The sequence below is a fragment of the Streptomyces sp. BE303 genome (assembly GCF_036290945.1).
Lineage (GTDB): Bacteria > Actinomycetota > Actinomycetes > Streptomycetales > Streptomycetaceae > Kitasatospora.
On record NZ_JAQYWZ010000895.1, the window covers coordinates 76,854 to 90,265 of the forward strand.

Annotated in this window: 10 protein-coding genes; 5 read left to right on the top strand and 5 right to left on the bottom strand. The window is 75.9% G+C overall.

The window, feature by feature from the left end; translation table 11 throughout:
- Positions 1-207: 207 nt before the first annotated feature.
- The 3 genes from PUR56_RS34610 (at position 208) to PUR56_RS34620 (ending at position 4,709) form a co-directional block, all read left to right on the top strand.
- Complete coding sequence (locus PUR56_RS34610) at positions 208-2,571, top strand: FHA domain-containing protein (protein WP_329881253.1); 2,364 nt, start codon at positions 208-210, stop codon at positions 2,569-2,571.
- A gap of 96 nt (positions 2,572-2,667) precedes the next feature.
- Positions 2,668-3,270, top strand: a complete 603-nt coding sequence (locus PUR56_RS34615; RefSeq protein ID WP_329951857.1) for a hypothetical protein — start codon at positions 2,668-2,670, stop codon at positions 3,268-3,270.
- 422 nt (positions 3,271-3,692) lie between these two features.
- Entirely contained in the window at positions 3,693-4,709 is a 1,017-nt protein-coding gene (locus PUR56_RS34620) for a serine/threonine-protein kinase (RefSeq protein ID WP_329951910.1), read from the top strand.
- 72 nt (positions 4,710-4,781) lie between these two features.
- Here the strand turns inward: PUR56_RS34620 and PUR56_RS34625 are convergent, their stop codons facing one another.
- Positions 4,782-6,158: a streptophobe family protein gene (locus PUR56_RS34625; protein WP_329951858.1), complete on the bottom strand. Its 1,377-nt coding sequence runs from the start codon at positions 6,156-6,158 to the stop codon at positions 4,782-4,784.
- Between the two features lie 562 nt (positions 6,159-6,720).
- On the opposite strand from PUR56_RS34625, the gene PUR56_RS34630 reads away from it, so the two are divergent.
- Positions 6,721-8,025 (top strand): DUF6777 domain-containing protein, encoded by a 1,305-nt coding sequence (locus PUR56_RS34630; protein WP_329951859.1) that lies wholly within the window; start codon positions 6,721-6,723, stop codon positions 8,023-8,025.
- A gap of 72 nt (positions 8,026-8,097) precedes the next feature.
- On the opposite strand, the gene PUR56_RS34635 is transcribed toward PUR56_RS34630, so the two are convergent.
- Complete coding sequence (locus PUR56_RS34635; protein WP_329881258.1) at positions 8,098-8,541, bottom strand: winged helix-turn-helix transcriptional regulator; 444 nt, start codon at positions 8,539-8,541, stop codon at positions 8,098-8,100.
- Between the two features lie 192 nt (positions 8,542-8,733).
- Between PUR56_RS34635 and PUR56_RS34640 the strand changes: the two genes are divergently transcribed.
- Positions 8,734-10,020 (top strand): MFS transporter, encoded by a 1,287-nt coding sequence (locus tag PUR56_RS34640; RefSeq protein WP_329951860.1) that lies wholly within the window; start codon positions 8,734-8,736, stop codon positions 10,018-10,020.
- Here the strand turns inward: PUR56_RS34640 and PUR56_RS34645 are convergent.
- The 3 genes from PUR56_RS34645 to PUR56_RS34655 all read right to left on the bottom strand — a co-directional run bounded on the left by PUR56_RS34645 (position 10,010) and on the right by PUR56_RS34655 (position 13,382).
- A complete protein-coding gene (locus tag PUR56_RS34645) occupies positions 10,010-10,948 on the bottom strand; it encodes an endonuclease/exonuclease/phosphatase family protein (protein ID WP_329881260.1) in 939 nt (312 codons plus the stop codon). The two genes, PUR56_RS34640 and PUR56_RS34645, sit on opposite strands and share 11 nt — an antisense overlap.
- A 144-nt stretch (positions 10,949-11,092) precedes the next feature.
- Positions 11,093-12,682 carry an LCP family protein gene (locus tag PUR56_RS34650; RefSeq protein WP_329951861.1) on the bottom strand — a complete coding sequence of 530 codons (1,590 nt, stop codon included), beginning with the start codon at positions 12,680-12,682 and terminating at the stop codon, positions 11,093-11,095.
- Positions 12,675-13,382: a DUF6542 domain-containing protein gene (locus tag PUR56_RS34655; protein WP_329951862.1), complete on the bottom strand. Its 708-nt coding sequence runs from the start codon at positions 13,380-13,382 to the stop codon at positions 12,675-12,677. Before PUR56_RS34655 ends, PUR56_RS34650 begins: the two co-directional genes overlap by 8 nt.
- Between the last annotated feature and the right edge of the window lie 30 nt (positions 13,383-13,412).

A 13,412-nucleotide genomic window follows, 5' to 3' on the forward strand; every position in this document is an offset into this window, starting at 1 on the left:
GACGACCGTGCAGATCACTCCCCGAACGATAGGGCAGCGCACCGGTGTTGATCCAGTGGTCCAGTCCAATTCGTGAGAGGCCCGCCCTGCCGGCCGCAGGCCCGGGGGCTGCGGCCGGTCCTGCGGGCAGCTCGCGGCAGCCCGCGGCAGGTCCTCGGCCGGACCGTGACCAGGCCGAGGACGGCGCCCGGGACTAGACTCCGAACCATGGGAGAGCGCCCAGGCGCGCCCTCGGCGCCGCCCCTGGTACTCGTCACCGGCACGGACTCGCGACTGCTCGACCCGCGCCGGGCGTATCACGTCGGCCGCGACCCGACGAGCGAGATCGTCCTCGACGACCCCCGGGTCTCGTGGCACCACGCCGTGCTGAGCGTCGCCGCCGGCCACTGGCGGCTGGAGGACGTCGGCAGCACCAACGGCACCTACACCGACCACCACCGGATCCGGTCCGAGGACGTCGGCCCCGGCACCCGCCTGCGGTTCGGCAACGCCGCCGACGGCCCGTCCGCCACCTTCGCGGGCCTGCCCGAACCCGCGGCCGGCGAGCGCCCCTCGCTCGTCGCCCCGCAGGCCTCCGGCACCTTCCGCCGGCCGAGCGCCGTCCTGCGGCTGCCCGACCGCAGCGTGCGGATCGGCCGGGCCACCGACAACGACCTCGTGCTCGACGACCTCGTGGTCTCCCGGCACCACGCCGAGCTGCGCACCCTGCCCGGCGGCGGCCACGAGATCGTCGACCTCGGCAGCCACAACGGCACCTACCTCAACGGGCAGCCCGTCCAGCGGGCACCGGTCGGCCCGACCGACATCGTCGGCATCGGCCACTCCGCGCTCTGCCTCGCCGGCGACGAGCTGGTCGAGTACACCGACACCGGCGAGATCTCGCTCAACGTGCAGAACCTCGTGGTCCGGGTCGGCGCCGACCGGCGGGTCCTGCTGGACGACGTCTCCTTCCCGCTCGCCGAGAAGGCCCTGCTCGCGGTGGCCGGCCCCAGCGGCGCCGGCAAGTCCACCCTGCTCAACGCCCTCACCGGGCTGCGCCCCGCCGACGAGGGCACCGTCCTGTACGACGGCCGCGACCTCTACCGCGACTACGCGGAACTGCGCCGCCGGATCGGCCTGGTGCCGCAGGACGACATCCTGCACACCCAGCTGACCGTCCGCCGCGCCCTCTCCTACGCCGCCGAACTGCGCTTCCCCGGCGACACCGCGAAGGAGGAACGGGAGGCCCGGGTCTCCGAGGTGATCCACGAGCTCGGCCTGGACAGCCGGGCCGACCTGGTCATCTCCAGTCTCTCCGGCGGCCAGCGCAAGCGCGTCAGCGTCGCCCTCGAACTGCTCACCAAACCCTCGCTGCTCTTCCTCGACGAGCCCACCTCCGGCCTGGACCCGGGCATGGAACGCTCCGTGATGCAGATGCTGCGCGGCCTCGCCGACGACGGACGCACGGTCGTCGTGGTCACCCACAGCGTGCTCAGCCTGGCCGTCTGCGACCGGCTGCTGGTGCTCGCCCCCGGGGGGCGGACCGCCTACTACGGCCCGCCCGACGAGGCGCTCGACTTCTTCGGGTTCACCGAGTGGCCGGAGGCCTTCGAGGCGTTCGAGAACGAGGACCACGCGGCCTGGCAGCGCCGGTTCCGCGAGTCCCCGCTCTACCGGCGCTACGTCTCCGCGGAGGCGCTGCCCCCCGCCCGGCCCGTACCGCAGGAGCCGTCGGGCGGACAGCCCGGACCGGAGCCCCCGCAGGGCTGGTTCTCCCAGCTGGGGACGCTGATCCGCCGCTACACGTCGGTGCTCGCCGCCGACCGGCTGTTCCTGACCGTCATGATCGCCCTGCCGTTCCTGATCGGCGTGATGTGCCGGGCGATGGCCGGCACCCGGCTCTCCCCGGACAACGCGCTCAACTGCCTGCTCACGCTCTGCATCGGCGGTCTGCTCACGGGCTCCGCCAACGCGGTGCGCGAGATCGTCAAGGAACGGCCCATCTACCAGCGGGAGCGGGTGGTCGGGCTGTCCCGCTCCGCCTACCTGGTCTCCAAGGTGGTGGTGCTGGGCACGATCACGGTGGGGCAGGCCGCCGTCCTCACCGTGGTCGGCCTGGCCGGGGTCGACCTCACCCCGACCCTGCCCAACGGCGTCCAGGTCGAGACCGGGGTCCTGCTGCCACCGCTGGTCGAGCTGATCATCGCGGTCGCCCTGCTCTCCTTCTCCGCCATGATGCTCGGCCTGCTGGTCTCGGCGACGGTCCGCAAGGAGGAGGCCACCATGCCGTTGCTGGTGCTGCTCTCCGTGGTGCAGATCGTCTTCAGCGGCGCCATGCTGAAGCTGTACGCGGTACCCGGTCTGGAGCAGTTCGCCTGGCTGGTGCCCTCCCGCTGGGGTCTGTCCGCGATGGCCCGGACCGTCGACCTGCACGCCGTCTTCCCGACCACGATCACGGCCGACCCGCTGTTCCGGCACGACCGGACCGGATGGCTGTTCGCGCTGGTCATGCTGGTGGCGCTGGCGGCGGCGCTGTCCGTCGCCGTGCTCGCCCTGCTGCGCAGGCAGGAGCCGACGATCATGCGGAAGTAGCGGAAGGAGCGGACGGAGGCGACGGGCGGAGGAACCGGGAAGCAAGGGAAAGCGGCGGAAACAGCCGGGAGACGGACGAGAGACGGACGAGAGCCCATGGACGAGTTCGCGTTCCGCCCCACCCATGTCGCCCCGCCGGACGGCCTGGCCAGCTGGGTCACCCCCGACCCGGCGCAGCCGACCGCCCGGCTCGATCCGCTGCTGCCGGTCCGGCTGATCGCCCGCGAGGGCGACTGGGCACAGGTCCTCTGCTCCAACGGCTGGACCACCTGGGTGGACGGCCGGCTGCTGGTCTCCCTCCCCGGTGTGCCCCCCGGTGCGACCGGCCCGCCCGCCCGCACCGCCGACCCGCGCCCCGCGCTCGCCGAGGTGGAGGGCCGGCTGGCCCGCTACCGCTCGATGCTGGAGGACCTCGCGGCGGGCAGCGCCGACCTGGGGACCTTCCAGGACCGGGCCCGCGGCCTGCGGATCGGCCTGGTCATCGACGGCGAGGCGCTCTGGGTGTACGACCCGGCGCACGACCGCTGGTGCTACTGCGACGGCCTCCAGCTCCAGACGTACACCGCCACCGACCGTCCGCATCCGGCGGCCCCGGCGACGCCCTCGACCCCGGTCCCGCCGATCCCGCCGGTCGCTCCGGTCTCCCCGGCCTCCCCGGACGACGGGACGTACGAACCCACCCGGGCGGTGGAGCTGTGATCCCGCCGACCGGCCGGCCCGGGCCCACGCCGGACGAGCCGGCACCGGACGAGCCCGGGCCCGAGGCCCGGCCCGCGCCCGAGCGCGAACCCGACCGCGGGCCCCTCACCACGCCGAACGTGCCACCGCCCGACGACCCGCCCCCCGCGCCTCCCCCCGCACCCGTGCCGTCCGCGACACCCACGGCCAGGCCCGCACCGACGGTCCAGCCCGCCGCACCGGACGCACCTCCCGCACCGGCCCCGCCCCCGCCCCCGACCGCCGTCGGTGGCGACCCCGGTCGCGGCGGCGGCCCCGGTGACGGCCCCGGCAGCACCGGCGGCCCTGCCCCCCGACGCGTCCGCGCCGAGCGGCCCGACCTCCTCGACGACCTCGACGACGACTTCGGGGACGACTTCGGCCCGCCCAGCCTGCCGGCCGGCATGGTCGGGCGCCGGGTCGCCGGCTACCGGCTGGAGTCGGAGATCGGCCACGGCGGCATGGCCGTCGTGTACCGCGCGAAGGACCTGCGGCTCGGCCGCACCGTCGCGGTCAAGCTGCTCGCCCCCGAGCTGGCCCGCAACGAGGTGTTCCGGCAGCGGTTCATCCACGAGTCCCGGGTCGCCGCCGCGATCGACCACCCGCACATCATCCCGGTGTTCGAGGCGGGCGAGGCCGACGGCATCCTGTTCATCGCGATGCGCTACGTCGAGGGCGGCGACCTGCGCGGTCTGATCAAGCGGGGCGGGCCGTTCCCCGTCGACCGGGCGGCCGGGCTGGCCCTGCAGATCGCCTCCGCGCTGGACGCCGCGCACGACCACGAACTGGTCCACCGCGACGTCAAGCCGGGCAACGTGCTGGTCGCCGCCGGCACGGACAGCGAGCACCCCGAGCACCTCTACCTGGCCGACTTCGGCCTCACCAAGAAGTCGCTCTCGCTGAGCGGGCTGACCGGCGTCGGCCAGATCGTCGGCACCCTCGACTACGCCGCGCCCGAACAGATCTCCGGCCGGCCGCTCGACGGCCGCTGCGACCAGTACGGCCTCGGCTGCGTGGTCTTCGAGATGCTCGCCGGGGTGCCGCCGTTCCGGCGCGAGAGCGACCTCGCCCTCCTCTGGGCCCACCTCAACGACCCGCCGCCGACCCTGCGCGACCACCGTCCCGACCTGCCGGCCGCGGTGGACGAGGTGGTGTCCCGGTCGCTCGCCAAGTCCCCCGGGGAGCGGTACGCCGGCTGCCTGCAGTTCGTGGCCGAGCTGCGCGCCGCAGCCACCGTCCTGCCGGGGGCGGGGCCGCCCGCGAGCCAGTGGGCGGCGGCCGGACCGCCGACCCAGGTGGTCCCGACCCACCGGACGGACGCGTACGGGGGCACCGCGTACGGCGGCCCGCACGCGGGTGCCGCTCCCGGCGTCCCGGAGCCGCCCGCCTGGGCCGACCCGGTGGTCCGTCCGCCGCGCTGATCCGCACGCCGGGGTGACCCGTCCCGCCCCGGCGCTCCCGACGGTTCCCGCCCCGGCGCTGCGCTTCAGCCGTTACCGCTGCTCGCCGGGCGCCTGCCCCCGGCGCTTCAGCCGGGCCGCCACGAGGCCGCCGAGCCAGCCGGCGACCAGCCCCCACCCGGCGGCCAGCGGCACCGCCGTCCACAGGACGGGGCTGAGCACGACCGTCCCCCCGGTCAGGGCGGCCGCCGGGCCGACCGGATCACCGACCTCCGGGCCCAGGACGGAACTCAGCAGGTCGCCGAGGCCGCCCTCACCGAGGCCGACGCCCAGCACGGAGAGCCCGTAGTCGGCCGAGACGCGCGTCCAGACGCCGACCAGCAGCACGGTGACGGCCGCCGCCGCGGCCAGCCGGACGGCGTGCTGCCAGAGCCGGACCCCGCGCGGCGAGCGGTAGGCGGCCAGCAGACCGGCCGCGAACATCAGGACCCCCGCGAGCGGGAGCAGCCACCACGCCCTCGCGTCCTGCTCGGCGAGCGTGCCGAGGCTCACCGTGCCGTCCTGCCCCTCGGGGGTGCGCAGCACGGCGGCCAGCGGCTTGGGCACCGGCAGGCCGAGCGCTCCGCTCAGGTGGCCGTTCCACTCGGCTCCGAGGCCGACGCCGAAGGCGATCCAGACCAGGTTGGGCAGGGCGAGCAGCACGACGGCGGCGATCTCCCGGGGGCTGCCGTTCACGACCGCCGTCCCGACCGCGGCCACCAGGCCGAGCGCCACGTAGCCGAACAGCACCGCCAGCATCGCGAACGCGGCCGGCCGGACGGCCTGTTGGAACGGGACGAGGGCGCGCGGCAGCGGGGCGCGGCGGGACACCGCGAAGGTGATCGCGAGCACGACGAGGAGCCAGAGCAGCCCGAGGCCGAGCGTGGAACCGGGGTCGGCGTGGAAGCCGACCTCGGGCGACAGTCCGAGGGCGCCGCCGAGCTCCTCGACGAGGTCGTTGCCGAGCGGGACGGTGAAGGTGTGCCGGGCCCCCAGGGTGAGCAGGACCAGCGCCACCAGCCAGACCACCGCCGTCCGGGCGGCCCGGCCGACCAGTTCGCCGCCGCCCGCCACGGCCCGGAAACGGAGCTGGCGCAGGAACACCTCGGCCACGGCCAGTGCGCCGACCAGGCCGACCGAGAGCGGCATGGCGGTGATCCCGGCGTCCACCGAGGCGAAGAACCCGGCGCCGCCCTCCAGTTCGACCGATCCGCCGACCGCCAGCACGAGCGCGGCGGCCACCACGTACGGGAAGCCGCCGCCGGGCAGGGCGTCGGCACCGGCCGCCCAGAGACCGAGCGCGGCGACCGCCGCCATCGCGGCGAACCCCGCGGCGACCACCGCGAGCGCGTCCAGCCACCCGCGCAGGGCGCCGGGCGGCCCGGCGGCCCCGGTGGGCCGCCCCGGGTGCGGACGGGCCTGCTGCTGCATGCGGGCCTCCTGACGGCTCCGATCCCCCGCGCCACGACTCCGGACCCCCGCGCGCCTCGCTCCAGGGTGACCCAGGACCGGCCGGCCCGCCCGGCCGCGCCGCGGGCCGTTGCTCCGGACGCCGCGGCGGCGGGTGACCGGGTCGCGGACGGCCGGGTCGCGGGTGACGCGGCGGTTGGCGCGGCGGGTGAGACGGCGGGTGACGCGGCGGCCGTGACCGCGGGCGACCACGGCTTGCTGTTGCGACGGATCGGGAGCGGGGGGAGAAATGGATCCCAGTGGCAGGAGCCTCCTGCGCCGACCGGACTCGCCGGCCGCCTGCGAAACGGAGCCCTCGATGAGTTCCCAACCACCTCCGTCCGGCCCGCCCTCGGGACCTCCCTCCGGACCCCCGTCCGGGCCGCTCTCCGGGCCGCCGTCGGGCGGCCGCTCCGGACCGCCCGGACCCCCGTCCGGACCGCCCTCCGGTGCCTCCGGCGGGCCCTCCGGGGGACGTCCGACGCCGTGGTGGCGCTCGGGCCGCAAGGCCGCGCTGGTCGCCGGCACGGCCGTGGTGGCCGTGGTGGCGACGGTGCTGATCGTCAACAACAACGGCGGCGGCAAGCAGGACGACGCCGTGCCGACCGCCAACGAGGTCGCGCTGCAGTCCCCGCAGGACCCGGGACCGGCTCCGTTCACCCCGTCGGTGGAGACCGAGGGCGTCCAGGCCCCGGCGCCGGCCTCGACCCCCGCGCAGCCGGCCACCACCCGAACGGGTGGAGCGGCGACCACCGGAAGCACCGCCGCCGCGACGACGCCGGCCGGCATCCGCAGCGTCGAGGGGACGTCGTCCGGCCTGTACGCGGGCACGATGTCCAAGCCGAACTGTGACGTGGAGAAGCTGGTCTCGATGACGTCGACCGGCGACAGCGGCCGGGCCTGGGCGTCCGCGCAGGGCATCGACCAGTCCGAGAACCCGGCCTACCTGCGGTCGCTGACCCCGGCGTTCCTGCGGGTGGACACCCGGGTGACCAACCACGCGTACAAGGGCGGCGCGGCGGTCGGCTACCAGTCCGTGCTCCAGGCCGGTACGTCGGTCCTGGTGGACGCGCAGGGCGTGCCCCGGGTGCGCTGCGGCTGCGGCAACCCGCTGAAGCCGCCGACGCTGGTGTCCGACGCGAAGTACACCGGCAAGGCCTGGGCGGGCTTCCAGCCGTCCGCCACCGTCGTCGTGGTGCCGGCGCCCAAGCCGGTGACCGAGATCCTGCTGGTGAACGTCGTGACCGGCGGCTGGTTCGTCCGGGTGACCGGGCAGATCGAGATCGTCGACCGGCCCGCCCAGCCGCCGCGCGGTCCGCTGGCGCCGGGTGTCCCGCCGCCGGCCCCGATGACGCCGACCGGACCGTCGGGCTCCGGCTCCACGTCGACCTCGCCGTCCTCCTCGGGGTCGACCTCGGGTTCCGGTTCCGCGACCGGCTCGGGTGCGACGTCGGGGACGCCGTCGGGTTCGACCTCCGGGTCCACCGGGCCGTCCAGCGGGTCGGCGACCGCCTCCACCGCGACGCCGTCCTCGGGTACGGCGACGGCCTCGACCGCCGGGGCGACCTCGTCCGGGGCCACTCCGACGAGCGCCTCCACCGGGGCGACCACGTCCGCGCCGCCGACCAGCGCGGCGCCGACGACCGCCGGCGGGACACCGTCGACGGTGACGTCCGCCGCGACGGCGACCACGGCGACCACGACGGCGAGCACCGCCGTCCGGTCGGCCACCGGCACGACCACGACGGCCGCCACCGCCACCGCGCAGCAGACCGCGGCGGTCACGCCGACCTGTTCCACCACGCAGCCGTCCACGCTTCCGCCCTGTCCGACGCCGGAAGCCGGCTGAGCCGACCGGCCGCCGGAGGCCCGCCGTCACCCGCCCCTCGACCGGGCGGGCGACGGCGGGCCTCGTTCCGGGCTACGGCAACAGCACCTCGGCGTCGTCCGGACCGAGCATCCGGCCGTCGGCCGCCCGGACCTCGATCGGGGCGATCGGCGCGCCGTCGACGCGGTCCACCAGCCGGGCGCGGGGCTCGTCGCTCTCGAAGAAGTACTGCTCGCCCCACTGGCGCAGCGCCGTGACGACGGGGAACAGCGCGCGCCCCTTCTCGGTGAGCACGTACTCCTGGTAGGGGCTGCCGTCGGAGGCCGGGGCCGTCTCGAAGACCCCGCCGGCGACCAGGCCGGCGAGGCGGGCGGACAGGATGTTCTTCGCCAGTCCGAGGTTCTTCTGGAACTGACCGAACCGGCTCAGCCCGTCGAAGGCGTCGCGGACGATCAGCAGCGTCCAGCCGTCGCCGACGACGTCCAGCGGCCGGGCGACCGGGCAGGACGACTCCTCGTGCGTGGTGCGCCTGGGCACGCGCGCCTCCTCTCACCTGCGGTTCCCTCCGCCCGGGGGCGGGGTTTCACCGTGCAACCCTAACGCGCGACCAGCGGATCCCCATGCGGTTGCTTATTGAAACCAGACTGTGTCAGGGTGGCGTGGTAGCAGATTGAAACCGCATGGGCCCGGCCACGTCCGGGCCCCCGCCCGCCCCCAGGAGCCGTCCACGTGGTCCCTCCCGACACCACCCGCACCACCTGCACCGCCCGCACCGCCCGCGGGACCTCCGCTCCGGCCGCTGCCGCGGCCCCCTCCGCACCCGCCCGTCGGCTCTCCCCCGCCATCGCCCTGCTGTTCTCCGTCGCCGGCGGCCTCGCCGTCGCCAACGTCTACTACTCCCAACCGCTGCTCGACCTGATCGCCGACGACCTCGGCATCGGCCGCTCCACGATCGGCCTGGTCGGCACCCTCACCCAGGTCGGCTACGCGGTCGGGCTGCTGCTGCTCGTCCCCCTCGGGGACCGCCTCGCGCCCCGGCCCCTGATCGTCGGCCAGCTCGGGCTCTCGGTCGTGGCGCTCGGTGCCGTCGCCCTCGCCCCCTCCGCGCCGCTGATGCTCCTCGCGTCCATGGCGGTCGGCGTGCTCGCCGTGGTCGCCCAGGTGGTGGTCGCCCTCGCCGCCTCGCTCGCCGACCCCGCCGACCGGGGCCGCATCGTCGGGACGGTGACCAGCGGCATCGTGATCGGCATCCTGCTCGCCCGGACCGTCGCCGGCGCCATCGGCGACCTGGCCGGCTGGCGCGCCGTGTACGTGGTGTCCGCCGTCGCCACCGGCGTCATGGCCGCCGTCCTGGCGGCCGTCGTCCCGGCCGGGCGGCGCCGCCCCGAACGGATCGGCTACCTGCAGCTGGTCGGCTCGGTCTTCACCCTGTTCGCCCAGGAGCCCGTGCTCCGGGCCCGCGCCGGGCTCGCGCTGCTGACCTTCACCGCCGTCACCGTCCTGCTCACGCCGATGGTGCTGCCCCTCGCCGCCCCGCCGTTCGACCTCAGCCACACCGAGATCGGGCTCCTCGGCCTGGCCGGCGCGGCCGGCGCACTCGGGGCGGGCCGCGCCGGGCGCCGGGCCGACCGGGGCCACGCCGAACGGACCCTGGCCATCGGGCTCACCGCGATGCTGGTCTCCTGGCTGCCGGCCGTGCTGCTGCCGCACTCGGTGTGGTGGCTGGTGCTCGCCCTGGTGGTCGTCGACTACGGCCTGCAGTCCGTGCACGTGGTCAACCAGCACCTGCTCTACCGGGTCCGGCCCGAGGCGCAGAGCCGGCTGACCGCCGGCTACATGCTGTTCTACTCGGCCGGCTGCGGCCTCGGCGCGATCGCCTCCACCCTGGTGTACGAGCACGGCGGCTGGACGGCGGTGTGCGGTCTGGGCAGCCTGATCAGCCTGCTCGCACTCGTCCACTGGCGGGTCACCACCCGGCGGCAGCCGGCGGACACCGGTGGCCGCGTCAGCCCGTGACGGCCAGCTCCGCCACCACCGCCCGGTGGTCGGCGCCGCGGACGGTGTGCTCCGCCACGGACACCGCACGCAACCCGTCCCCGTGCAGGACGTGGTCGATCTGGATCACCGGCCACAGGTAGGGGAAGTCCGCGTTGGACTCCGGCCAGGTGGGCGAGCCGCCGCGACCCAGCTCGGCATGGGTGTCGGTGAGACCCGTGCCGAGCAGGTCACGCATCGGCGCGTGGTCGAGGCTCGCGTTGAAGTCGCCCAGCAGGACGGCGTTGCGGGTGGCACCGTCGGCCGCCGCCCGCAGCTCGTCGAAGTCCTCCGCCCAGCGGCCCGCGTCACCCAGCGGGTAGTACGTGTGCACCGCCGTCAGCCGGACCGTCCGGCCGCCGACCGCCACGTCGACGGCCACCTGGTCACGGGCCGCCGCCGAGGCCGCACCGTCCAGCGGGGTCAGCGGGAGCCGCGAGTAGACGGCGGTGTCCCGGCCGGGCCGCACCTCCCGGTACGGCAGTACCTCGGCGATGCCCGCCCGGTCCAGCCCGGCGGCGGCACGCGGGCCCAGCTCCTCGACCGCGAGGACGTCAACCCGCTGCTCACGGACCAGCCGGACCAGCTCGGCGGTGTCCACCTGCCCCATGTAGGCGTTGCTGGTCGCCACTCGCAACCGCGGCGCGTCGGCCGGGACCGAACCGCCGTCCGGTACGAACCTCGGGACCAGCCAGCAGAGTTGCACGGCGACGAGCAGCCCGGCGACCGCCACCGCCCACCACGAGCGCAGCGCCAGCAGCGCCCCCAGCACCACGAGCGTGCCGAGCGCCGCGTGCGGCAGGCCGACCACCACGAGCGACAGCGCCGTTCCGTCGTCCCACCCGGCCAGCCGGACCACGACCAGGCCCGCCGGCACCGCGAGTGCGGCGGCGCAGAGTCCCCTCAGCACCCGTCGTACGCGGCCCCACCGGCCCGGGCCCGGCACCGTCCGCCCCATGCGTCACTCCCGCCCCTCGACTCCGCCGGAAGACGCCCCCGGATTCCCGGCGGTTCCCGGGGCGCCCGGACGCGGAGCGCCCCGGCGCCGGGGTCCTCAGTCGACGCAGGGGATGCCACCGGCCCGCACGGCGGGGCCCTGCATGGGCGGTTCGGAGGCGGGTCCGGCGGCCGGGGTGCCCGCGGGTGCCGGTCCGGCGGACGAACCACCGGGCGCGGCGGCGGAGGTGGGGCCGGGCGTCGCGCCGGAGGTCCGGGCGAGCGTGACGACCACGTGACCGGCCGGAGCGGCGGCGGAGGCCGTGGGGGTGACGCCGTAGCGGGCCGCGACCCGCTCGGCCTCGGCCTTCGCGCCGGCGCCGTAGCCGACCGTGGTGGCCTTCGCCCGCCCGGCCGCCGGACTCCCGGCCGTCCTCCCCGCCGGGTGGCCGAGTTCGGCGAGGGCCTCGGACTCCGCCGACGCGGCGGCGGCACTCACCCCGTAGACGTCGACGGTGGCCCGTTCCTTCGCCGGCGGCGCAGGGGTCTCCGGCGCGATCGACGTGCCGGCCGGCCCCGCGGCGGGCGCCGGGGCCGGGGCCGGGGGCGGCGGCTCGTGGCCGAACAGCTGCCTGACGATCCGCCTGATCTGCTCCGGGTCGACGGTGTTGACCTCCTGGCCGCCGATGTTCTTGAACCCGGTGATCGGCAGGGTGTTGAACTCGACGTTGCCACCGGTCAGGTCGGGCGCCTGCTGCGCGAAGTCCAGCAGGTTCCACCGGTCGTCGATGACCACGTCCTTCTTCACCACGTCGAACAGCCGCTGGAGCTGCCCGAGGTCACCGATGACGCCCTGCTGCTTGAGCTTGTACACGACCGAGGAGAGGAAGGCCTGCTGGCGGTGGGTCCGGTCGAGGTCGCCGTTGGTCAGGTGGTGGCGCTGCCGGACGAAGGAGAGCGCCTGCCGGGCGTCGAGCGAGCTGATGCCGGCGGGCAGCCTGAGCCCGGTACCGCCGCCCTCGTGGTTGGCGGTCCGGGCCACGATCGGGTCGTCGACCGGGTTGTTGAGGCAGACCTGGATCGGCTCGACCGCCTTGGCGATGTCGTAGAAGCCGATCAGGTTGACCTCGGCGAAGTGGTCGATCGGGACGCCGAGGAACGCCTGCACGGTCTGGACGGTGGCCGACCGGCCCGCCTCCCGGCTCTGCCGCTCCAGCTCGGACCTGGAGAGCCCCCTGCCCCCGAGCCGCTGCTCGGCGGCCCCCTTGGCGATGCCGTACGCCTCCTTGATCTTGTGCATCCGGCCGTCCGCACCGACGGTCTGCACGTAGTCGTCGCGCGGGACGGAGAGCGCCGTCACCTTGCCGCCGTCGGCCGGTATGTGCAGGACGATCAGGGCATTGGTGTTGTACCCGCCGATCTCGCTGGACCCGGCGTGCAGTTCCTCCTCGACGAACTCCTTGGGAAGGTCGTTGCCGTCCATGTCCTTGCGGCTGTCGAGGCCGATGAGCAGCAGGTTGACGGACCTGTCGAGGCGCGGCGGCGCGTTCCTCCGCGCCTCCGCCAGCGCCCCCGACTTGACCATGCCGCCGTCCAGTTGACGGTACTCGTACCAGACGAGGCCGCTCGCGCCGAGCACGGCCGCCGAGACGGTGGCGGCGAGCGCGCGGCCGACGACGGTCAGCGGCCCGGTGCGGGGATCAGCCACGACGGTTCCTCCGGTCGGGAGTTCGGGTGCCCCGGGCCCCGGCTTCGCGGGCACCCGCGCCGGAGGGCCGGGCGCCGCCGGGGCGGGATCCGCGTCTGCGGCGCCGGTCGCGGGCGACCCGGCCGTCCGGGGCCGGGCCGGTGCGCCGCGCGCGGACCGCCCGCACGGCGAGGACCAGGAGCGCGGCCACGGCGGCCGCCCCCATCACGGGGAACGCGCCGACCACCCAGCGCACGGCCGCCGAGGCGAGCGCCTTCCCCTGGTACGCGTCCCGGTCGGCCAGGTAGGCGGTGGCCGCCCGCGACGCCAGCGCCACCGGCGGCGCGGCCGTGACCACCCACCAGCCCCCGGCCCGGCCGCAGAGTGCGGCCGCCGCAGCGGCACCCAGCACGGCTCCGGCCGCGAACAGCGGACCGCCGCCCCCGCCGGCGGCCTCGGCCGCCGTCGCGCCGAGCAGCGGCAGCCCGACCGCCGCCGAGACGGCTGCGCCGGCCCGACCGCGCGGCCGGCGCGACGCCGCCCGCCGCGCCGCCCGCCGCATGACCGCCCGGTGACCACCGCCGGCCCGATCGGCCCGGCCGTCCCGCGCGCCCGCGGTGTCCTCCACGCCCGCCGCATCGGGGCGTCGGGCCGTCCCGGCGGTGCCGCCGGAGCGCGTCCCCGCCTCCCGGTACGAGGTCCCCGCCACCTGTCCGGCCATGACCCACACCCCTTCCGCCGCGTCCGCGAG